The 21,998-nt window shown below is 54.3% G+C and carries 20 protein-coding genes; 9 read left to right on the top strand and 11 right to left on the bottom strand.

Features of this window, described 5'->3' with window-relative positions; all coding sequences use genetic code 11:
• Nucleotides 1-56: 56 nt before the first annotated feature.
• Complete coding sequence (locus BLW37_RS13440; RefSeq protein ID WP_091343677.1) at nucleotides 57-617, top strand: phosphoribosyl-AMP cyclohydrolase; 561 nt, start codon at nucleotides 57-59, stop codon at nucleotides 615-617.
• A 142-nt stretch (nucleotides 618-759) separates the two neighbouring features.
• Here BLW37_RS13440 and BLW37_RS13435 read toward each other — a convergent pair whose 3' ends face one another.
• Entirely contained in the window at nucleotides 760-1,434 is a 675-nt protein-coding gene (locus BLW37_RS13435; RefSeq protein ID WP_091343675.1) for a response regulator transcription factor, read from the bottom strand.
• Nucleotides 1,415-3,022: a sensor histidine kinase gene (locus tag BLW37_RS13430; RefSeq protein WP_091343673.1), complete on the bottom strand. Its 1,608-nt coding sequence runs from the start codon at nucleotides 3,020-3,022 to the stop codon at nucleotides 1,415-1,417. Before BLW37_RS13430 ends, BLW37_RS13435 begins: the two co-directional genes overlap by 20 nt.
• A 134-nt stretch (nucleotides 3,023-3,156) precedes the next feature.
• On the opposite strand from BLW37_RS13430, the gene BLW37_RS13425 reads away from it, so the two are divergent.
• Entirely contained in the window at nucleotides 3,157-3,879 is a 723-nt protein-coding gene (locus BLW37_RS13425; RefSeq protein WP_245785738.1) for a substrate-binding periplasmic protein, read from the top strand.
• A gap of 25 nt (nucleotides 3,880-3,904) precedes the next feature.
• Here the strand turns inward: BLW37_RS13425 and BLW37_RS13420 are convergent, their stop codons facing one another.
• The 5 genes from BLW37_RS13420 to folE2 form a co-directional block, all read right to left on the bottom strand.
• The gene (locus BLW37_RS13420; RefSeq protein ID WP_091343670.1) at nucleotides 3,905-5,455 is read right to left on the bottom strand and encodes an AbgT family transporter; all 1,551 of its coding nucleotides are present in this window, start codon (nucleotides 5,453-5,455) and stop codon (nucleotides 3,905-3,907) included.
• An 82-nt stretch (nucleotides 5,456-5,537) separates the two neighbouring features.
• Nucleotides 5,538-6,155, bottom strand: coding sequence for a DUF1826 domain-containing protein (locus BLW37_RS13415; protein WP_091343668.1), 618 nt, complete (start codon nucleotides 6,153-6,155; stop codon nucleotides 5,538-5,540).
• A 19-nt stretch (nucleotides 6,156-6,174) separates the two neighbouring features.
• Complete coding sequence (gene zigA / locus BLW37_RS13410) at nucleotides 6,175-7,395, bottom strand: zinc metallochaperone GTPase ZigA (RefSeq protein WP_091343666.1); 1,221 nt, start codon at nucleotides 7,393-7,395, stop codon at nucleotides 6,175-6,177.
• Between the two features lie 91 nt (nucleotides 7,396-7,486).
• The gene (locus BLW37_RS13405) at nucleotides 7,487-8,857 is read right to left on the bottom strand and encodes a dihydroorotase (protein ID WP_091343665.1); all 1,371 of its coding nucleotides are present in this window, start codon (nucleotides 8,855-8,857) and stop codon (nucleotides 7,487-7,489) included.
• 1 nt (nucleotide 8,858) lies between these two features.
• The gene (gene folE2 / locus BLW37_RS13400) at nucleotides 8,859-9,764 is read right to left on the bottom strand and encodes a GTP cyclohydrolase FolE2 (protein ID WP_091343663.1); all 906 of its coding nucleotides are present in this window, start codon (nucleotides 9,762-9,764) and stop codon (nucleotides 8,859-8,861) included.
• A gap of 150 nt (nucleotides 9,765-9,914) precedes the next feature.
• On the opposite strand from folE2, the gene BLW37_RS13395 reads away from it, so the two are divergent.
• Nucleotides 9,915-11,957: a TonB-dependent receptor gene (locus BLW37_RS13395; RefSeq protein WP_091343661.1), complete on the top strand. Its 2,043-nt coding sequence runs from the start codon at nucleotides 9,915-9,917 to the stop codon at nucleotides 11,955-11,957.
• A 61-nt stretch (nucleotides 11,958-12,018) separates the two neighbouring features.
• The gene (locus BLW37_RS13390) at nucleotides 12,019-12,696 is read left to right on the top strand and encodes a DUF599 domain-containing protein (RefSeq protein ID WP_091343659.1); all 678 of its coding nucleotides are present in this window, start codon (nucleotides 12,019-12,021) and stop codon (nucleotides 12,694-12,696) included.
• 46 nt (nucleotides 12,697-12,742) lie between these two features.
• On the opposite strand, the gene dolP is transcribed toward BLW37_RS13390, so the two are convergent.
• From dolP to BLW37_RS13370, 4 genes are read right to left on the bottom strand one after another with little or no spacing between them, the layout of a single operon-like run.
• Complete coding sequence (gene dolP / locus BLW37_RS13385; protein ID WP_091343657.1) at nucleotides 12,743-13,309, bottom strand: division/outer membrane stress-associated lipid-binding lipoprotein; 567 nt, start codon at nucleotides 13,307-13,309, stop codon at nucleotides 12,743-12,745.
• The gene (locus tag BLW37_RS13380; RefSeq protein ID WP_091343656.1) at nucleotides 13,306-13,893 is read right to left on the bottom strand and encodes a D-sedoheptulose-7-phosphate isomerase; all 588 of its coding nucleotides are present in this window, start codon (nucleotides 13,891-13,893) and stop codon (nucleotides 13,306-13,308) included. The genes dolP and BLW37_RS13380 overlap by 4 nt, the downstream gene beginning before the upstream one ends.
• Before the next feature lie 18 nt (nucleotides 13,894-13,911).
• Nucleotides 13,912-14,262 carry a YraN family protein gene (locus BLW37_RS13375; RefSeq protein ID WP_091343654.1) on the bottom strand — a complete coding sequence of 117 codons (351 nt, stop codon included), beginning with the start codon at nucleotides 14,260-14,262 and terminating at the stop codon, nucleotides 13,912-13,914.
• Between the two features lies 1 nt (nucleotide 14,263).
• Nucleotides 14,264-16,102: a penicillin-binding protein activator gene (locus BLW37_RS13370; RefSeq protein WP_245785737.1), complete on the bottom strand. Its 1,839-nt coding sequence runs from the start codon at nucleotides 16,100-16,102 to the stop codon at nucleotides 14,264-14,266.
• A 78-nt stretch (nucleotides 16,103-16,180) separates the two neighbouring features.
• Here BLW37_RS13370 and rsmI point away from each other — a divergent pair, with 78 nt between their 5' ends.
• The 5 genes from rsmI (at nucleotide 16,181) to BLW37_RS13345 (ending at nucleotide 21,954) form a co-directional block, all read left to right on the top strand.
• Nucleotides 16,181-17,026: a 16S rRNA (cytidine(1402)-2'-O)-methyltransferase gene (gene rsmI, locus BLW37_RS13365; RefSeq protein WP_091343650.1), complete on the top strand. Its 846-nt coding sequence runs from the start codon at nucleotides 16,181-16,183 to the stop codon at nucleotides 17,024-17,026.
• 309 nt (nucleotides 17,027-17,335) lie between these two features.
• Nucleotides 17,336-17,839: a hypothetical protein gene (locus tag BLW37_RS13360; protein ID WP_091343648.1), complete on the top strand. Its 504-nt coding sequence runs from the start codon at nucleotides 17,336-17,338 to the stop codon at nucleotides 17,837-17,839.
• 76 nt (nucleotides 17,840-17,915) lie between these two features.
• The gene (locus tag BLW37_RS13355) at nucleotides 17,916-20,093 is read left to right on the top strand and encodes a type I restriction-modification system subunit M (protein ID WP_091343646.1); all 2,178 of its coding nucleotides are present in this window, start codon (nucleotides 17,916-17,918) and stop codon (nucleotides 20,091-20,093) included.
• On the top strand, nucleotides 20,090-21,346 hold the full coding sequence (locus BLW37_RS13350) for a restriction endonuclease subunit S (protein ID WP_091343644.1): 1,257 nt from the start codon (nucleotides 20,090-20,092) through the stop codon (nucleotides 21,344-21,346). Before BLW37_RS13355 ends, BLW37_RS13350 begins: the two co-directional genes overlap by 4 nt.
• Nucleotides 21,343-21,954 (top strand): hypothetical protein, encoded by a 612-nt coding sequence (locus BLW37_RS13345; RefSeq protein WP_091343642.1) that lies wholly within the window; start codon nucleotides 21,343-21,345, stop codon nucleotides 21,952-21,954. Before BLW37_RS13350 ends, BLW37_RS13345 begins: the two co-directional genes overlap by 4 nt.
• The last annotated feature ends 44 nt before the right edge of the window (nucleotides 21,955-21,998 follow it).

Genomic DNA, 21,998 nt, shown 5'->3' with positions numbered 1-21,998 from the left:
GTTGTAAAGTAACCCCTGTCCGGTGTGACTGCACCCTTCACTGAAAAGGAAAACCTATGTCGACTCGAATTGTATCCGTAATTTCTGGAACCGTGCTTAGCCTGGCTGCTCTGCAGGTAGTTGCAGCGCCGGTGGTTAACAACAACATCACCGAAGCTGAGGTGAAAGCTGCCCAACAGGCTTGGGGGCAAGCGTTGATTGCTATCAGCTCTGCTTACACCGATGGTGGCCGCGATAAGGCAGAACAAAAAGCGCGCTCGGTACTGGATGCGGCTTATGGCTACGGCCATGGTGCTGTCTTGTTTAAGCCTACGCTGGCCAGTGGCGAGCAAACCTTTCGTACCAGTTACGAGGGTGCTTTGGCCTATTTTGTTGGTGGCAACAGCGCATTTCCTACTGACAGTGGCTTTGCGCTAAAAGGCTGGACCGGTTATCAGTTTAACAATGCGGCGGTGTACATCAACGGCGACCTGGCACTGACCATGGGCCATGTGATGCTGACCGATGCCAGTGGCGCTGTCACTACCGTGGACAAAACCTGGGGCTTCAAAAAAGACGAGCAGGGCGCCCTGCGCATCGTACTGCATCACTCGTCATTGCCTTTTAGTGCCAACTAAGCGGACGAGTAGGGGAGCAATGGCAAGGATGCCATTGCCAGGGTAACGTTATTTAGTGAGTAAGCTGGTTATTGTTTCTGTAAGTGTTGTTCATCCCAACCCAGTTTGGCTGGCCATCCCTCCTCTGCGGCCAGCCTTTTTTTTATTCTGGCTGCAAGCAATAACCCAAACCACGGCGGGTATGGAGCAGCTTGACCGCATGGGATTCATCAATTTTTTTGCGTAGCCGCGCCATGTACACATCCACGATGTTGGTGAGCGGATCTTCATTCAGACCCCAGACATTGGTCAGGATCCGTTCCCTGCTATAGACTTTGCCGCTATTGCTCATCAGTAATTCCAGAATGCCGAGTTCCTTGGCCGTTAATTGCAGTGCTTTACCGGCGCGTTGGGCTTGCATGCTGTCTAAATCCAGCACCAGATCGGCCACCTGCAACTGACGTTGATGCAGGCTGCTGACATCCCGTTTCGCCAGGGCTTCAATCCGGGCTAACAGCTCTTCAAAATGAAACGGCTTACCCAAATAGTCATCGGCGCCGGCCCGCAGGCCCCGTACCCGCTCATCCACTTCGGACAGGGCAGATAAAATCAGAATACGGGCCGGAATTTGTTGGCTGCGGATTTGCTGACACAGGGTCAGGCCATCCAGTTGCGGCAGCATACGATCGAGCACAATCACATCCGGCTCAAACTGCCGTACCATCTCCAAGGCATGCAGGCCATCCTGCAGCAGCAAGGTCAGGTAACCTTCCGCTTTTAAGCCTCGTGATAAAAAGCTGCCGACTTTTTCGTCGTCTTCAATAATCAGTATTTTCATGCTGGGTTCCGCTAAAAAGGGGGAGGCTAAGGCGCACCCGGGTGCCCTGAGGCTGATTGGGATGCAGCTCAATGGTGCCATCCTGCGCTTCCATAATGGCTTTGGCAATGCAAAGTCCTATTCCCAAACCATCGGGCCGGGCATTGCGGGCGGCAGTTCCGCGAAAGTGGCGCTGGAACAAGCGCTCCTGTTCTTCTGCATTGATGCCAATGCCCTGATCGCACAGCTCCAACTGCAGCTCATTGTCACTCAGTGCCAGGCTAAGCTGCAGCTGCGGGTTAGTGGCGGCATACTGTTGGGCATTGTCGGTAATAATGCGCAGCACACTGGCAAATTTGTCTGCATCGAGCAGCAGCCAGGCGTCGGCTGGTAACTTGGCTGGCATGTTCAGCGCTAACTGGTAGCCGCTACTTAGTTGCTGTTGCACCGTAGCCGTGGCGAGAGTCTGGAAATCAAATACACTGATGCGTTGCAAGTGCACATGCAGCAAGCGCTCTTCACCTCTTGCCAGCAGCAACAAATCCTCAATGCGCCGGCTTAATTGCTGGCTGGCCGCCAGAATACGGCCAAAGGCTTCTTTGTATTCAGCGCTGTCTTTGTCCTTGCCGCGCAGGCTGATTTCGGCTTCACCCTGAATGCTGGTGGCCGGAGTGCGCAGCTCATGGCTGATATCCGTCAGCAACTGTTTTTGCCGGTGCTCGGTTTCATGCAGTTGGGCCAGCGCTTGCTGCAGCTCGGCGGTGCGGGCCTGCACCCGTTGCTCGGTTGCAAGCTGGCTTTGTTTCTCCTGGCGGGCAAAAGCTTCAATGTAGCCTGACATCAGGTTAAATTGCCGGGCCAGTTCGGCAAATTCGGTTGGCCCCTGTTCCTGAATGCGGTGGGCAAAGTTGCCTTGCTGCAATTGCTTGGTACCATCCAGCAGCCGTTGCAATGGCTGGCTCAAGGCCCGGGATAAGTGCCAGCCAATGACAATGGCAAACAGCAAACCGAGCAGGCTGATCAGCAGCATGGTGTGTTGCACCTGTTGCACGGCAGACAGTGCATCCGCCTCAGTACTGCTGGCCCGCTGCTTTTGATCGGCAATGGCCTGCTGTAACAATTCAGACAGATCGGTGTCCTGAAACTTATCAAACAAGCTAATCAGGGTGCGCCAGCGCTCAAGATCATCCTGGTAGGCGGCAATTTCGCGGGTTTTCAGTGCATGTTCCAGCGTGTGTAAATTGGATTGCAGTAAGGAAATGACTTTGACCTGCTGCATAATCAGCAGCAAGTCCTGCTCGCTGGTACTGTAAAGCTGATCGCGAATGGCCAGTTGATCCAGGGTGTGTAATTGCTGTTGCATGCGGCCGAACAGAGTATCACGGAAAGCGGTATTGGCGTCGTCGGTTAGCAAGTACTCAGCCAGCCAGACTTTCAGGCGCTGCTTATCGGCCCGCAGCGAAATAAACTCGGTCAGCATCTGGTTGGCAATGCGATTGCGCTTGGTATGAAACTCAGAGTTCTGATGGGCCCAAAAACCAATACCAGACAGCAGCAGGCTGATGCCTACCAGTATACAGAGCGATACGATCAGTTTGCGTAAATACATGGCTGGCCCCGCAGACAGTCTTGTCGTCAGTATAGGGGCATTACGCTGGTCGATCATGAAAATGGGGTTAAATATGGCAATTGTTGCTGCCGGGCTCTAGACTGGGAGCATAGCTGGATAGAAGTGATCATGAAGTGAGCCAAAAAGTTGCTGCTGTGATAGGAATGCTGTGCTTGGCCGCCTATGTGGTGCCGGCTGAGCAGGCCTCTCATTTAAACTTATACACGGAAGATTATCCCCCCTGGAATTACTCTGCTGCAGATGGTGTTGCTGGCATCAATGTTGAGTTGTTGCGCCTGGCATTAAGCAAAACAGGCTATCAAGGCAATTTTGCCGTGGTGCCCTGGGGCCGTGCACAGCGCTTTACCCAGACCGAGCCGGATAGCTGTTTTTTTTCTGCCGTGCGAAGCAAAGAACGGGAAAGCATCTATCAATGGGTTGGCCCCCTGAGTCAGGAGCAGGTGCAGTTATTCAGTCTGGATCCCGCAGCATCCAGTTTTGCTGAGTTTGCATCGGTACGGGGATTTCGGATTGGCGGCCAGACGGAGGATGCTTTTACCGATTATGCCGAGAGTTTAGGCCTTCGGGTCGAGCGGGTTACGGACATTCCGGTCAATTTGGCCATGCTGCAATCCGGGCGCATAGATCTATGGCTGGCAGGCTCCGTTGGTGGTCCCTTTATCGCCCGTCGTGAGGGGATTCCGGTGTTTCCGGTCGCCACCAGCGAACGAGTGTTCGAACTTTGGCTGGCTTGCAATTCAGCCATGCCCACTGAAGTTATTCAGCGTTTAAACAGTGCATTGGAGACGTTAAAGCAAGATGGCAGCCTGGAGGCGATTTTGGCGGATTACCGTTAAAGCAAGCCGCCAGTGTCGTTCACGCTTAAAAGCCGAGCGGGATACCAAAGCTGAAGAAACCAACCAGCAGCAGGATCCAAACGCCCAAAAAGGCCAGCGAATAAGGCAGCATCATCGCAATCATTTCACCAAAGCGCAGCTCTGGATTGTATTTGCGCATAAAGGCCAGAATAATGCCGGCGTAAGTCATCATCGGGGTAATGATGTTGGTGGCTGAATCGGCGACCCGGAAGGCTGCAGCAACCAGATCCGGCGTCATCGCCGGGTTTACCATGTACAGCATCGGAATAAAAATCGGTCCCAGCAGCATCCACTTCGAGGTAAGCCCGCCGACAAAGAGGTTAATCAGCGCAGTCACCAGCACAAAGCCTATCAACAACAGCACCGGGTAGCTTTGCAAGCCCAGTAAAATCAGTGCATTGGCACCCAGGTAGGTGATGTAGGCGCCAAGACCGCTGTAGCTGAGCACGCCAAGAAAGTTGTAGCAGAAGAAGGTCAGTACCAGGATGTAACCCATGGTGTCCATTTGTTTCACCATGGCTTTCACCACATCCATCATGCTGCCAAATTTGCCGCTGGCAACGCCAAAGGCGATACCGATGGCCGCAAACACAAAGGTGATCACCAGGATGATGTTGTTCAAAAAGGGCGTCACTTCCTGACCGGCTTCATTGGTGAAAGGTGCCAGTGGACCCAGTGCCAGAGCGGCGACTGCGGCCAGTGCCAGTAGCAAGGCAATGCCGGAGGCGCGCAGGCCGCGCTGCTCTGCTGGCGTGACATCAAAGTCGGAAATCTGTAAATCTTCAGGGACGGTGTACGGCTTGTGCTCCAGTCGTGGGCCGACAAACTTTACCGTAACCCAGGCGCCGACGGCAGCCAGTACAAAAGTTGACACCAGGATGAAGTAGTAGTGCATGGTGGCTGGCGTTAAGGCCTCGCCAGCGGCATTGACGAAGGGGATGCCCTGCGCCTCGGCAAAAACCTGGGCATTGACGCCAATGATCACATCAATCGGCGTTGCTGGGATCAGGTTGGCGCTAAAGCCGGCCGAGACGCCGGCAAAAGCGGCCGCCATACCAATCAATGGATTCTTGCCCAAGCCTGCATAAAGCAAACCAGCCAGTGGGATCAAAATCAAATAACCGGCATCGGTCGCAATGGAGCTCATAATGCCTAAAAAAACCAGCAGCAGTGGCAGCCACTTCACTGGCAAGGCGCGGCTGATTTTTTTCAGCACAGCGCCAAACAAGCCAGAGTGCTCGGCAATGCCCACGCCGAGCATCACAATCAGAATAACTCCAAGTACGCCGCCGCCAAAGCCCAGCCAGTTGGCCAGCAAGGCATTATCAAACAGCCAGACCACGTTTTCCCGTGCCAGCATGTTTTGAATTTCGTGTACCACAGGCACCCCGCCAGCGCCATGGGTTTCAAAGGTGATGCCACCCATCAGGGCGGTTAGCAGCAAAGCGCCCACCAGAAAATAGATAAAGATAATGACCGGATCCGGGATCCGTCTGCCAACACGTTCTACAAAGGCAATAAAGCCGGTTTGGCTGTCTGAGACCGGGGTTGTCATAAAAACCTCGTGTTATTGGATAAAAAAATCACCGCAGCCTAAAAGAAAAATGGCTCAGGGACAAGCTTTGGGCTGAAAACGGCTACCAGACTGGGTCGAGTGTCAGCAGCAGGCGTTTGCCGGAACTGGCCGGTGAGCGGTGACTGATGGCATGGCATTGGCTGCCATCCCAGCCACTGCCTTTGAGCAGCGCAACATCGGCAGTTTGCAATTGCATGGTGGTTTCAGGTCGGGCAATTAGCCCGCCATGCCACTCGGTCGCCGGGCCGCTGTAGGTGCAGACCAGCCGGCACAGCAGATGGTCGGTATGAAACTTGGGGCACATGGGTTTATCGAGCACCCGCAGGCGCAGCCCGAGCTGCGGACAGTCCATCAGGCAGGCAAAGATGTCTGCCAGCAGCTGGATATCGCCGATAAAGTCGGTTTTGCCATCGCCAGCTGGCAGTGCCTCCGTCAAGGCATCGGCAATGTCTTGGATGGGCAGCATGCGTTGCAGTGGCAAGGACAGTTGGTCCAGCAACCGTTTGCAATACGAGTCTATAGCTGGTGCTAATGCACGCTGCCAGACCGCCAAATTGACATCGGGCTCAAAAATCGCCAGCAGGCTGTCGCGCTCTGCTCCCAGTTGCTGTCTGGCAAAAGAGTTGGCTGGGTTTGGCTCAGAGGTTGGTTCTGGCCGAATCTGTGCAATGGTGCTCATGCCTGGGTTTCCTCGGTGCTTATGTCAGAGCTTCTTCGGCGCTCTGTGCAAAAGGGTTGGCGAAGTCTTGCCAGCCAGCTTCGCCTAACGCCAGCTCCTCATCGGTTAGTAAGGCTGCGTGCAGCTGCGCCAGCATGGCGGCCTTATCCAGTTGCTGGCCAATAAACACCAACTCCTGGCGTCGGTCACCAAAGGGGTCCTGAAATTGCGCCAAAATAGCGGCCTGGCTTTCATCATCCTCTGGCCATTCTGCGCGGGGCACCGCCTGCCAGAACAAGCCTGCCATGCCATAACGGGCAATGCCGCCGGCCTGATGCCATTGCCAGGCATAGTCGGCCGGTGCCGCCAGCCAGAAGTAGCCTTTAGAGCGCAACAAGCGCCCGGTCGGCCAGTCCTGATGCAAAAAGGCATAAAAGCGCTCCGGGTGAAAAGGGCGACGGGCACTGAAGCTAAAGCTGCTGATACCGTACTCCTCGGTTTCCGGGGTGTGTTCGCCGCGCAGCTCCTGCAACCAACCCGGTGCCTGAGCCGCTTGCTCAAAGTCGAACAAGCCGGTGTTGATCAGCTGGTGCAAAGGCACCTTGCCGTGATCGGCGAGCAGTTGCTTTGCCCGTGGATTCAGTGATTTTAGCACCGCCTGCAAATTGGCCAGTTGCTCCGCGGACACCAAGTCCGCTTTGCTGATCACCAGCACATCGCAAAACTCCACCTGCTCTATCAGCAAATCGGCGACACTGCGTTCATCCTCGTCGCCCAGGCTTTCACCGGTGCTGGCTAAATCCTTCGCCTGCTGGTAATCCTGCAAAAAATTGGCTGCATCCACCACCGTTACCATGGTATCCAGCCTGGCAATGTCACTTAAACGGCTGCCATCTTCATGCTCAAAGGTAAAGGTTTCGGCCACCGGCAAGGGCTCTGAAATGCCGGTCGATTCAATCACCAGATAATCAAAGCGGCCATCCTGGGCCAGCTTGCCAATTTCCAGCAGCAGATCCTCGCGCAAGGTGCAGCAAATGCAGCCATTGCTCATTTCCACCAGCTTTTCTTCGGCACGGTTCAAGCTAACTTCCTGATTAACCTGAGCCGCGTCGATGTTGATCTCACTCATGTCATTGACAATCACGGCAATGCGCAGACCATCGCGGTTGTGCAGGATCTGGTTCAGCAGGGTGGTTTTGCCGGCACCTAAAAAGCCGGACAGCACGGTGACAGGTAAAGACGAAGGGGTTGTGGTGGCCATAATTACCTCAAAATTGTAATGTTATACTGTTGCATAATAGCAGCCTGGCTTGGTCTGTAAAGTAGGTTGCCAGGCCTTTAAAAGCAGCGGGCTAAGCCGGTAAAGTTCGTGGACTGGTGTCGGAAAATACAAAAGGCCGTCCCTGCGGCGGCCCCAGCACTTCATCGCTGTGCATCACCGAACGACCGGCAATGATGGTGGCGATGGGCCAGCCGGTGACTTGTTCGCCGTGATAGGGTGTCCAACCGGCTTTGCTGGCGATCCAGCTGTTGTCGATGGTGCGCTGGGCGTTTAGATCGACCAGGGTAAAATCGGCGTCGTAGCCCACAGCGATGCGGCCTTTGCCGGTCAGGCCAAAGATCCGGGCCGGGTTGCTGCTGGTCAAATCGACCAGTCGCTGCAAGCTGAGCTTACCAGCGGCAACATGGTTCAGCATCACCGGTAGCAGGGTTTGCACCCCGGTCATGCCACTGGGGGATTCCGGGTAGGGGCGGGACTTTTCCTCCAGCGTATGGGGTGCATGATCACTGCCCAGAATATCGACCGTGCCATCGGCGATGCCTTGCCACAGGCCTTGCTGGTGCTTGCTATCGCGCACCGGCGGGTTCATCTGGGCCAGACTGCCAAGGCGCTGGTAACAATCCGGTGCTACCAGCGACAAATGATGCGGGGTGGTCTCTACCGTAACGCGATCTTTAAACGCGGCCAGATAGGCCATCTCATCGGCAGTGGAAATATGCAGAATATGCAGTGGCCGATTGGCTTGTTCGGCCAAGGCGATGATCCGCTGAGTAGCCAGCAGGGCACTTTGGGCATCGCGCCAGAGCGGGTGGTTTTCAACCTCGCCGGCGGCCAGGGCTTTGCGCTCACGCAGCCGGGCTTCATCTTCGGCATGAATGGCCACCCGGCGCCGGCCATCCTGCAAGATGTGCAGCAGCAGCTCGTCTTGTTCTGCCAGCAAGTCGCCAAAAGAGCTGCCCATAAAGACTTTGATGCCGGCGCAGCCAGGTAATTGCTCCAGTTGTGCTAGCTGGCCCAGGTTGGCGGCACTGCCGCCGATGTAAAAGGCGTAATTGCAGTAGCTCTGCTCTGCAGCGATGCTGAGCTTTTGCTGCAAACAGTTAGCAGAGAGCGTCAGCGGGTTGGTATTGGGCATTTCAAAGAAGCCGGTAATGCCCCCCAAGACAGCGCCTTTGCTGCCATGATGGATGTCTTCTTTGTGGGTGAGCCCCGGCTCACGAAAGTGCACCTGGGTATCGATCGCACCGGGCAACAGGTGCAGGCCTTTGGCATCGAGTTGACGTTTGGCCTGCCAGCCGCTGCCGCCGATAGCGGCAATGCGCCCGGCAATCACCGCAACGTCAGTTTGCTGCAGTCCCGCCGGGGTCATTACCTGTGCACCTTGGATCAGCAAATCGGCGTTTTTGTGCTGGATGCGGCTTAACCAGTCGGTTGCGTTCATATCAAAACTCCCTGGAAGCATGAATTCGGGCATAGGCATCGTGCGGATGCAGGCTTTCCAAGTGCTGCACCTCAATGCAAACATCCGGGTACTGTGGACGTAAGCTGGCAGCTAGGCGGCGCGCTGCATCTTCGACGAACATCAGATTGGCGCCATTTAAGCGGGCAAATTCCTGTTCATCGGCACGTTTCACCGCCGTTTGTACCGGTGTGGCCAAAGCCGCTTCGGCTTGTTCAATGACGGCACTGATTGGAAAGCCAGTGGCAGTAGCTGCCAGCGAAAGTTCGATGCTGGCGACGCTGCGCTGGCTGTGTGGCGTGGCATAGCTGCCGTGTTGCAGCAGCCAGTCGGCTACGTTAGCTTTGGACAGAGCGACATCGCTAAAGTCGGCCAGAAACTTTTGCTGCAGCAATTGCCGGCTTAAGGCTGCCGAGCAGGGGCAGGTGGAGGAATACTGCACCGCCAGTTGAAGTTTCAGCAAAAAGCCTTTGGGGCTTAGGCTGGCACGCAACTGCACCGGATAACGGCGCCAACCGGACAGACCGGGAGTGATCAGCGCCGGGTGCTTGCAGAGGCGATCAAAGGACAGCTCAAGGACCACCTGATCGCTGTGACAATCCAGGTGACTGTCCAGCAGTTGCTGCAGCAGTTGCTTAAGATTTGCAGGGGTGCACAGCTGCTGCCCGGCAAAGTCATTGAGTAAACGGTATAGGCGCGACATATGGATACCGCGCGCGTCCGTTCTTGGCAGGTTAATGCCAATGTTGGCTTTTACTGGTTGCACGATGGCATCCCCGCCATCGGATAACTGCAGCAGCAGGTCCAGCTGCTGCATGCCCACCTCATCCAGCACCACACTGGTTTTTTGTACCATTTCCTGGGTGATGTCCGGCAACTCTGTTTGCATTCTGGGGTACTCCTGCACGACTGATGAAAGAAAATGTGATAGTATCACATTTTGTCGTTGTGGCATGCCTGCTGGCCGCAGTTTTGTTGCGCTACGACTGTGCTTGCATTAGCATGCCGCAAGTTTGATGAATGATGAATGGAGTTGCAGATGCTAAAGCTGTCCCCGTTGGCCTGCGCTGTTGCGTTGGCGTTGCCTGTTATGCTGAGCGCGGATGAAGTCTCTTTTGATGACGCCCGGCTGGAACGCATCGAAGTGCGTGCTTCTGGTTTACGGCGTGATGTGGTGGAGATGGCCGGGCCGGTGTCGGTGCTAAGCGGCGATGATCTGGTACGCCGTACCGAAGCCAGCATCGGCGAAACGCTGAAATTCGAGCCGGGTGTGCATGGCAATTATTTTGGCCCTGTTGCATCCAGCCCGGTAATCCGCGGCCTGGATGGCCCCAGGGTACAGGTGATCCACAATGGCATGAGCACCGGTGATGTGTCGCGCGAAGGGCCGGATCATACCATCACTGCCGATGCCATCACTGCTCAGCAAATTGAAGTATTGCGTGGACCTGCCACCTTGTTGTATGGCAGTGGTGCCATTGGCGGCGTGATCAATGTGGTAGATAACCGCATTCCCCGTACTGCGTTGGCACAGCCAGAAACGGTGTTGCAAGGGCGCTTTAACAGTGCGGCGGCTGAGCGCTCGCTGGCCTTCGCCCATGATCGTTCTGCAGAGACACTGGCTTTTCATGCTGATGGCTATTACCGCAAAGGCAACGATTACCGGGTGCCTGAGTATCAGAGCGATGATGGTTTTCGCAGCAAGCGGCTGGATAACTCCTGGTCGGAGCACCAGGTACTGAATCTGGGCAGCAGCCATGTCGCCGATTGGGGCTTTGCTGGTATCAGTTATGGCTTCATCAGCAGTGAGTACGGCTTGCCGGAAGGGCCACAGGATCCATTGGAAAACGAAGATGGTGAGTTGATCAAACTGAACCAACAGCGGCTGGCGCTGGCGGCGGAGTACCGACCGCAGCATGCCCGCTGGGAACTGGTCACCGCAGATTTGGCTTTTACCGATTACGATCATGCTGAGTACGACGACGGCGTAGCTGAAACCGAGTTTACCAGCAAGCAATGGGAGCTGCGTGTTACGGGCACTTACTTGCTTGACAGTGGTTGGCGCGGGATTGTCGGCTACCATGGCACCATGCGTGATTATCAGGCACTGGGTGATGAAGCTTTTACGCCCAATACCGATACCGATAGCCATGCGCTTTTTGTGTTGCAGGAAAAAAGCTTTGGCGACCTTAAGTTTGAGTTTGGCAGCCGCTATGAGCGTTTAACGCAAAATGCCACTGAGGTAGAAGATGTGCTCGGCGTACGCGATATTCGTGATCCCTTTCATTTGTTTAGCTGGTCACTCGGCGCTGTTTATCAGTTGAACGGCCAGCATCAGCTGACCGCTGCTTTTAGTCAGGCTCAGCGTGCACCGGCCGCAAATGAACTTTATGCCAATGGCATCCATGTTGGCACCCGCTCGTACGATATTGGCACGGCTTACCGGGTCACGCACAGCAATGGTCAGACCGAAATTCTCAGCGATGCCAGCTTATCGAAAGCAGAAAAAGCCAACAACGTTGATGTGGGGGTGCGTGGTCAGCTGGATCAGGTGCACTATCAGCTCAATTTGTTCTACAACCAGATAGAGGATTTTGCCTATTTAAGTAATCTGGGTTTTGCCATTGCCGGCTTTGATGCCTATCAATACCGGCAGGATGATGCCCGTTTACAGGGTGCTGAAGCCAGTGTGCGCTGGCAACTGGCACCAGATCATCAGCTCAGCCTGATGGGTGATCTGGTGCGGGCACGGCTGAAAGATGGTGGCAACCTGCCGCGGATCCCGCCGTTTCGGCTGGGCGCTGAGTACCAGTACACAGCCGATGCCTGGAGCGCTCAACTGGGTGTGATGCATCACGGCAGCCAGAACAAGGTGGCTGACAACGAGACAGCGACCGATAGCTACACTTTACTGGAAGCCTCAGTGAACTACCATTTCAGCTGGCAGCAATGGGAGCTGATGGCTTTCGCCAAAGCGCAAAACCTGACCAATCAGCTGGCTTTTGTGCACAGCTCCTTTATCAAAGAGGATGCACCTTTGGCTGGCCGCAATCTGACGGTTGGATTGCAGCTGCGTTTCTGATCTTTCTGCCGTGTTGCAACCTGTGGTATAACAGCCTCAGGCTGCAAAGAAAGGAGCAGGTATGGCCGGCTGGTTGGATCTCATCGCAATTTTTTGGTTTATAGCCATCTGGGTTGGTTACACCCTGTACGCCAAGCGGCGTGCGAAAAGCGTCAGCTGTTTATCCTTTGAACTAAGGCGCAAGCGCAACGACTGGATGCAGCAGATGCTGAGCCGCGATAATAAAATGGCGGATGTCGGGCTTATCTCTACCCTGGAGCGCAATGTTAGCTTTTTTGCTTCCAGCACCTTGCTGGTGCTGGCTGGCTTGTTAACGGCACTGGCGTCAGCCGATAAAATCAGTCTGGTGCTGCGCAATATACTGCCCTGGAGCTCACAAGCCGAAGTGTCGTTGCAGCTCAAGCTGTTGTGCATAGCGCTGATGTATGTATTCGCTTTTTTTCAGTTTACCTGGTCGTTACGCCAATACGGTTTTGGTGGCGTGCTGATAGGAGCGGCCCCGGATGGGCGCAGCATGGAAGAGCATGATCGCAAAGCCTATGCACTGCGCACCGCCAAAGTGATTGATCAGGCCGGTCACTCTTTCAATTATGGTCTGCGTGCCATGTATTTTTCATTGGCAGCGCTGGCATGGTTTATCGATCCCGTATTCTTTATGATGGCCACCGTGGTGGTGATGTTGATTATGAAGCAACGGGAGTTTCACTCTAAAGTGCTGCATGCCTTGCGGGATTGTTAAGCGTTATGCTGAAACGGCATCAAAGCCGTTTCAGCGAAGATATGGTTTATTGCAACTCAAAAGCCCGTACCACCCGATTGACACCATCAACATGGCGGGCTATTTCCACCGCCTTGTCGGCCTCATCCGGTGTGACCAGACCCATCAGAAACACTTCGCCGTCTTCGGTAACCACTCTGATATTCAGGCCGCTGATATCGCCGTCGGATAAAAACAGAGTTTTGACCCGGGTACTGATCCAGCTGTCACGGCTGCGGGTAGACAATGAAATGGTGTTGCCGACCCGGATTTGATTGTGCACATCACGCACACTCTGCAGATCCCGGGCGATTTGGCCGGCCCGTTGCCGTACCCGCTCGGTTTCGACCTGGCCAGTTAGCAGCACCACACCATTGTAACTAACTATATTGATGCGGCCTTGCTTGTTTAAATCTTCATCGGCAAACAGCTGACGGGCCCGCATGGCGATGCCGGTATCGTCAATCTGGCTGCCCAGGGTACGTCTGTCCTGCGCCGCCACCACGGCCGCTCCACCGCCAGCCACCACGGCTGCCGCACAGCCTTGCAGCAGACCTAACGTCAATAACAACACCCAGACACGGTTTTGGCTCATAACTCCCCCTGTTGTGGGAAAAGGTTTAGTTCAATCAGTTCGCAAACACAGTGCAGTAAAAAGGCATAGCACTCAAATACTCTGGCATGGCGATGCGCCGGAACTCTCAGCTCCGTATCCTGTGCATTCAACAGGCCGGACAGTTCATCGGCACCCTCGACAGTCAGGGCGACCACGCTCATATCACAGGTCAGTGCTGCTTCGACCGCTTTGATCAGGCTTTGTTCGTTACCACTTAAAGAAATAACCAGCAAGATATCACCTTTTTGGCCAAGCGCTTTCACTTGACGGGCATAGTAGTCGTTGTTTCTGCCCTGGCTGGCGTGCAGAGCTGCATGATCCTGATGCAATGCCATAGCTGGCAGGCAAGGCCGCTCGGTTTCGTATTGATCCAGCAACAACTGGGCAAAATGCTGTGCCAGACTGGCGCTGGCACCATCACCACAGCACATCACCTTGCCGCCTTCAATTAAGCTGCTGACAATGCGAAAAGCCGCCTGCTCAATCGGCCCGGCCAGGGCTTCACTGGTGGCAATCATGGTCTGAATGTTTTCGCTAAAAAGCTGGCGAATTTTATCCTGCATGCTAATTCCTGTATTGGCCTAACTCGCCACGATGGCGTTTTGGATCCAGTTAAACTGGTAAGGCTCAGAACCACTGATGGTGAGTACATCAAAGCGGCAAGGACCCTGATGCCGGCTGCGCTGCAAATACAGCTGGGCTGTACGAAGCAACTTTTGCTGTTGCCGGTAGCTTATAGCGGCACTGGCACCGCCATAAGCCTCAGAGGAACGATACTTCACTTCGACAAATATCAATTGATCGTGCAGGCGCATCACCAGGTCGAGCTCGCCCAGCTTGGTAGTAAAGTTGCGTGCTACTGTTTTCAGGCCCTGTTGCTGCAGGTACTGTTCTGCCAGCTGCTCGTAAACGATGCCAAGCGTATTGGCCATCTCAGGGCTCCCTGATACGCTGCAGAGCCGTTTGACTGTAACGGGCCCAATCCAGTTGACGGCGGATGTTGCGCTCGGGGGTTAAGCTTAACTCACCGGTTAGCCCTTGATGGCGTAAGGCCGGCAGCTGTTGCTGCTGGCGTAACTTGGGAATAAGTTGCAGCGCGTCGTAGCCCATGGCAAACAAGCGTTGCAGGCTTTCATCCTGCTCCGGGAAGAGTTGATCAAATTCGACCCGCAACCGCTGGCTTTGTTGCACGGTTAACATCCAGGGCATTTCGGTGAAGGTGAGTCCTGCCAGATCTCGATGATCGGTGCGGTCGGCCTGGATGCTGTGACTACGTGAGCTGGCATAGACCGGCAGGCTGGGGGCGGTAGAGCTGACAGAAACATCAAGAAACGGTTTTAACAACCGTGTCTGAGTTGGATCGGCTATCAGATAAACGGCATCAATGTCACGCCGGCTATGAGGCTCTGACTCGACTTCACCCGGGATCAACTGACTGATTTGGCGAACCCGTTGCCGGCTGGCTTCCAGCTCCAGCAGGCGGGCAATCATTGGCTCCAGCTCGTCACGGCCTGCAAAGCCATAGAGCTCAGGAGCCTGGTGCCCATAAGCGCGCCACTCACGACTAAAATGCTGGGCCAGCCGTTCGCTGCTGGTATTCTGAGCATGGATCACCACAGGCCGACGATAGTCCCTACGCTGAAATAAGGCGGCTAACTGACTGGCTTCATCTTCTAAGCTCAGGCTAAAGAAATACTGGTCACGGTCTGGCTCTGCCGGTAAACCGCTCTGGTTTAAAAACAGGGTGGGCCATGGCCAGTCACCATGCTGGCGAATTGCATCGACCTGGCTGCGCTGCAAAGGCCCAATCACAAACTCAATGTTCAGCGCCTGCAATTCTTGTTGAATCACTTCTGGTTGCTGCAGGCTGTCGATAAAAAACAGTTCCGTCTCTGGTTGGTTCACTGCTGCAGCTAAGATGCCATTTTGAATGGCCTGAGCATGAGGCCGAAGCTGGCCATGGATCGGCAACAGCACCGCGATGCGTTGAGGTTCGAAAGGCGTGAGCTCAGTCAGCGCTATGATCGTTGCTGGTAACTCGTCCAGCAGCGGCATCTGTGGATAATTGCGCTGCCATTGCTGCAAAGCACCTTGCATCGCATCGGGGCGCCCTAACTGCTGACGTATGGTGTTGTTTAGCTGTAACCAAGCCAGAGTACGGGCACCAGCATTGTGCCGTAATTGTTCCAGCTCACTGTTATCCAGTTGGATCAGCTGCTGCCATAGCTGTTGCCAGCTGTCATCTTCGGCTCGCTGCAAGGCCGCCTGTTCGTCCCACTGCAACCACCAATAGGCGGCTTTGGCTGGTTGCTGCAGTTGCTGAAATAACCGGGCAGCACTCTGGCTAAAATCAAGCCTGGCAGTGGCTGCCAACTCAGCAGGGCGACTTTGCTCAATTTTTTGCAAAGCCAAGGGGTACTGCTGCAGTTGTCGCCGAGCTTCCAACTCAATAGCCGGCAAGCGAGCCTGCAACCAGGGTTCTTTGAAGCTGCTGAGTTCTTGAACGATGGCTAAAGCCAGACGTGGGTTGGCTTCAGTTAAAGCGGCATTGGCCGCAGCAACCAATAGTTCTTGCTGTTGACGGCCTTGCTGGCGGGATGCCCGCTGCAGCAATTGCTCGGCAGTGTACTCCGGCTGTTCACCAGCGACCTCTTCACGAACCTCGGGTTCCCGCTCCGGTTGGGAGATCACGGTGCCCGGTTGTTGCGCACACCCTATCAGCAGGCTGGTGGTAAGCACGGCCAATAGCCATGGTTTTTGTTTGCTGCTCATCGCAATGCCCAGTACCATAGTCCATAATTGGCACTATCTTACTGAGTCCCACTCAGAAGCTCAAACAAAAGCGAACCCATGACTACGCAAAGCGGACAACTTTATATCGTCGCCACCCCAATCGGCAATCTGGCGGACATCAGCCAACGAGCACTGGATATACTTTCAGCAGTCGACTGGATTGCGGCCGAAGATACCCGCCATTCCTCCCGGCTACTGCAGCACTACGGTATTCAAAGCAAGCTGCTGGCGCTGCACGATCACAACGAAAAACAGCGGGCTGCTTCCTTGTTAGAGAAGTTGCAGCAAGGGCAAAGCATTGCTTTGATTTCCGATGCCGGTACGCCTTTGATTAGCGATCCTGGTTACAGTCTGGTGCGTCATTGCCAGCAGGCCGGGGTGCAGGTCGTGCCGGTACCGGGTGCCTGCGCACTGATTGCCGCCTTATCGGCTGCTGGCTTGCCGACCGACCAATTTTTATTTATTGGGTTTTTGGCGGCCAAACAGCAACAACGGTTAAGTCAGCTGCAGGCCATTCCTGCTGGCGTAGGGACTCTGGTCTGTTATGAAACGGCGCGGCGCATACAGGACACTTTGTTGGATGTGCAGCAAGTATTCGGCAGCGAGCGCGAACTGGTGCTGGCCAAAGAGCTGACCAAAGCCTTCGAGCACTTTGCCCGCGGCACCGCCGATGACATTTTGCAATGGCTGCAACAAGATCCCAAGCGTTGCCAGGGCGAAATGGTGTTGATGATAGCGCCAACGGCGAAAACCGAAAGCGAAATCAGCGAAACCGCGCTGCACACCCTGCAGCTGTTAATGGCAGAACTGCCCCTAAAAAAAGCAGCCGCCCTGACAGCCGAGATCCATGGCCTGAAGAAAAATGCATTGTATCAGCATGGCCTGAGTTTACAGCAAAAGTAGGGTGTTTGCTTGCTGGTTTTCATCCAGACGCGGGCTCCTGGCCTGACACTGGCATGGCAAATCAAAACTGTTATTTCCATCTTCTTCACATGCCTAGTGAGCTAGCAAGCAATAAATTTGGCGGCGCATCCATATGCTGCTTCAGTGCCCATCTTTCAGGATGAGCCCTAGTCAGGGCTGTAAGGACTTAAACAGAAGCTTGCGTATTTGCTAATGACGTGACAAATCAATCTCTGTAAGTGATTGTCACCAAGAAAAAAAATGGGTAGGGTTAAGCACATAAATTTTACAAAGGAGAAGGTTTAGAGGATGAATCAGATATATAGCGATAGCTATTTGGCATCGGCGCGCAATGTTCAAAATACGATGCGGTTGTCTTACACTCTGGCAATCTTGGTAGCCGTAACGATACTGGGAAATACGAGTGCCAGTGATATAATGCTCCCGCTGATTGGTCTTACCCTGCAAAAAGGGCCTGCTCTTTTGATTGCTGTTGCCCTATTCTTTGTTCTTGGATTTTCCCTTCAATTCACCTGCAAGAAAATGTACGAAGCAAGGGATGCTCTGGGTGCTGATGAGAGGAAAGCACTTGAAACATACCCTTATTTAGTCAATGGAGGGGAAACCGGAATCCTATTTGGAATTGTCGGTTTGTTTTTCGTTTTTCTGATTACCTTCATGTTTGAGAGGGAAGCGTTGTCTTTTTATAGAGTGCTTGGTATGTCATTAACGTTATGCATAGGGTACTTTTACAGTGCCCTTGTTATTGCGTACAACAAATGGTGCAAGCGAATGCTAAAATGCGCCGCTTAATCTCGCGTTACACACTCTTAATGCCGCCCTAAAAGCAAATTAAAGCCGCCCTAAAAGCAAAAGGAAAACCATTTAAATGAACTTGCAGTTGCACGACCAGCTCAAAAGCCACATCTGGGAAATCGCCAACCGTCTTCGCGGCCCTTACCGCCCCCCTCAGTACCGCTTGGTCATGCTCCCCATGGTCGTGTTGCGGCGACTGGATTGTGTATTGGAGCCCACCAAAGACGCGGTGCTGAAGCAATACGAGAAGCTGTCTGCTCAAGGTATGCCGGAAAATGCTATGGAGAAACTGCTGGGAAAGGCAGCTGACCCGAATCGCACCCATCCTCTCTACAACACCAGTCCGTTTACTTTCGAGAAGTTGCTGGGTGATTCAGAGAACATCGCGCCTAACCTGGTGGCCTACATCAATGGCTTCTCGCCTACGGCTCGGGCCATTTTCGAGCGCTTCAAGTTTACCGATCAGATCGAAAAACTCGATGCCAGCAATCGCCTGTTTACCATCGTCAAGGCGATGGCCGAAGTCGATCTGCATCCAGACCGCATTGACAACTTGCAAATGGGCTACCTGTTCGAGCATCTGGTGATGCGCTTCAATGAGCAGGCCAACGAAGAGGCTGGGGATCACTTCACCCCGCGCGAAGTTATCCGCCTGATGGCCAATCTGGTCTACACTGGCGAGCAGGATGTTTACACGCCGGGCATTTACCGCACCATTTACGACCCGGCCTGCGGGACTGGTGGCATGCTGTCGGAATCGGAAAAGTTCATCCTCGACCAGAACAGTCAGGCCAACCTGGCGCTGTTCGGTCAGGAATACAACGACGAGTCCTGGGCTATCTGCTGCTCTGACATGCTGATCAAAGACGAGGACACCAGCAGCATCGTACTGGGCGACACCCTGGGCGATGGCAAAACCCGCGACGGCTTCGAGGGCAAGCAGTTTCACTACCTGCTGGCCAACCCGCCCTTTGGCGTGGAGTGGAAAGACCAGAAAGCCTTCGTCGAAAAGGAACACAGGGAGATGGGCTTTGCCGGGCGTTTCGGTGCCGGACTGCCTGCCATCAACGATGGCTCCCTGTTGTTCCTGCAGCACATGGTTGCCAAGATGCACCCCTACAAGGAAGGGGATGACGATGCCGTTGGTTCCAAGATCGCCATCGTCTTCAACGGTTCGCCGCTGTTCTCCGGTGACGCCGGTTCCGGGCCGTCGAATATCCGCCGCTGGATCATCGAGAACGACTGGCTCGATGCCATCGTCGCGCTGCCCGATCAGCTCTTCTACAACACCGGCATCTTCACCTATGTCTGGCTGGTGACCAACCGCAAGGCCCCGGAACGGCGCGGCAAAGTGCAACTGATCGACGGCACGCGCTTTTCCCAGCGCATGAAGAAAAGCCTCAATAACAAACGCAACGAAATCACCGAAGACCAGATCCGCGACCTGACCCGCCTCTACGGCAACTACCAGGACGGTGAAACCGCCGATGTTAGAATCAACGGCGACACCGAAACCCGCGTGGTCTCCCGTATTTTCGAGAACCGCGAGTTCGGTTTTCTCAAGGTGACGGTGGAGCGCCCCCTGCGCATGAACTTTGCAGTCACGCCCGAGCGTATCACCCGGCTGGATGAACAGACCGCCTTTGCCAACCTGGCCACCTCGAAGAAGCGCAAGAACGAGGCCGCAGCCGCCAAAGAGATCGCAGAAGGAGAGCAACAGCAAGAGGCTATTCGTGCTCTGCTGGCAAGCTTGGCACCCAAGGGGCAGTACACCGACCGCGCCGTTTTCGAAGCGGACCTGAACGCCGCTGCCAGGGTGGCTGACCTCAAACTCCCGGCGCCGATCAAAAAGGCCATCTTCAACGCCTTGGGCGAGCGCGATCCCGATGCCGAAATTTGCCGCGACAGCAAGGATCGGCCAGAGCCGGACAGCGAATTGCGCGACACCGAGAACATCCCCTTGCCCGAGGGCACCCAACTGCCCCTGCCCATGCAGTTTGGCCCGGACAAGCCCAATGACGAGCTGGTGGCCGCCTTTAGGGACGATATCGACGCCTACATGGTCCGCGAGGTGCTGCCCCATGTGCCCGATGCCTGGGTGGACTACAGCAAAACGAAGGTGGGTTATGAAATCCCTATCAACCGGCACTTCTACGTCTACAAGCCACCGCGCCCGCTGGAGGAGATCGAACAGGAGATTACCGAACTGGAAGGGGAGATTGCCGGGCTGTTGAAGGGGTTGGTGGGATGATTCCAAACTACTCAGGCTCGCTACGTTATTTCGGACGAATTAAGAATGGAACTACGCCGGCTAGTGGTGAAGCCGAATACTGGGATGGTGACGTAAGATGGGCGACGCCAGAAGACTTAGGCAAACTAGTGGGCGATAGAATCGCTCTCACAAAACGCCAAGTTACTGAAAAAGCGGTAATAGAAAACAATTTAAACATCTTGCCAGTTGGGTCGGTCCTGATCTCAACTCGGGCACCCATCGGTCATATGGCCATCACTGCTGAACCAATGACCTTTAATCAAGGTTGTCGTGGAATTATCCCAAATGAGCGCGTTGACGGAGCATTTCTATACTATCTGCTCAAATCTCGTGTCCCTGAACTGAATGCAGTTGCTAACGGAACAACATTCGTTGAACTCTCTCGGGATGAGCTCGCGGCGATTCAGGTAAGCTTCCCACCCCTCAAAACCCAACGCCGCATCGCGCAGTTTCTGGATGAAAAGACCGCCCGCATCGACGGTCTGATCGAGAAAAAGCGCGCCCTGCTGGATCGGCTGGCGGAAAAGCGCCAGGCCCTGATCACCCAAGCCGTCACCAAGGGCCTCAACCCCGACGCCCCCATGAAGCCCTCCGGTATCGACTGGCTGGGGAATATTCCGGCGCATTGGGAGGTGCTTCCTGTTAAGCGGGTTTCAAAACTGGAAAGTGGGCATACTCCGGATAAGAAGATCGATGCTTATTGGGATGACTGCCAGATTCCTTGGGTATCCCTCAACGATACAGCCGTTTTACGAGCGTCAGATTATATTTCTGATACCACTTTCAAAATTAACGAACTTGGATTAGCCAACTCCTCGGCTCGCCTTCTTCCGGCAAGAGCGGTGGTTTTTACGCGAGATGCAACGATTGGAGAGAGTGCGATCACGACGAGACCAATGGCTGTCTCTCAGCATATTATTGCCTGGCTATGCCATGAAGATAGAGTGATTCCTGAATACCTACTGTTCACTATTTATGGGATGACTGGTGAGCTGCTGCGGCTCACCAATGGATCTACCATCGGCACCATTGGTCTAGGTGATGTTAAGTCGATTCGTATGGCTTTGCCGCCGATCGTAGAGCAGCGCGATATAGTTTCTGAAATCGTCTACGCGAAAAACAAAATCGACGAAGTGACCGAAAAAGCAAAACAGTCAATTCAGAGGCTACACGAATACCGCAGTGCCGTTATCACCGCTGCCGTCACCGGCCAAATCGGAGGGCTGCAATGACTTTGGCAGCCTCCACCTACTTCGAGCACCTGAAGGCCTATGTCAACAGCGAGTATGTTGTTCATGATGGTTCGGATGGCAAAGTCATTCTGACCGAGAAGTACTTCCGGCCAGAAGATCCCAAGCCCCAGAAGCGCAATATCGAACTGATGCTGCCGGGTTCTGGCATGGCCTTCAAGCTTGATCATGATGAGTTTGAGACAAAAAGGGGCAAGACTAAGCCTGCGCTGTTTCACTTTCTTGATGACCAAGGAAAGCCATGGGCAAAGCGCTGCGATTTCGTCATTTTCTACGTCAGGGGACAACGGTTCTGCGCCGACTGTATTGAGTTCAAGTCTAAGAGTTTGACTGCCGAAAAAATTGTGCCGCAGCTCAAAGCGGGAGCCTGCTGGGTCCACAGCCTCAAGCGCACCATCGAGCATTACACCGGTGACAAGCGCAAGATCCATCTGCGCAAGTTCGTCTTCGCCGAGAACGATAACCCGGATGCCTATCTGGAGCCGAACCGGCAACTGCGCGCAGACCCGTCCATACGTTATTATCATTTTGATGAGGTGCATGGTCAGGCGCTGGCCGAGTTGCAGAACACTTCGGTGCAGGAGATTTGAAGCATGAGCTTTGCTATAGTGTATGGCTACAATACTGGTTTGGC

This window comes from Alkalimonas amylolytica (assembly GCF_900107845.1).
Taxonomy (GTDB): domain Bacteria; phylum Pseudomonadota; class Gammaproteobacteria; order Enterobacterales; family Alteromonadaceae; genus Alkalimonas; species Alkalimonas amylolytica.
Note: the sequence above shows the minus strand (reverse complement) of the source record. Positions and strands in the feature narration are given on the sequence as shown.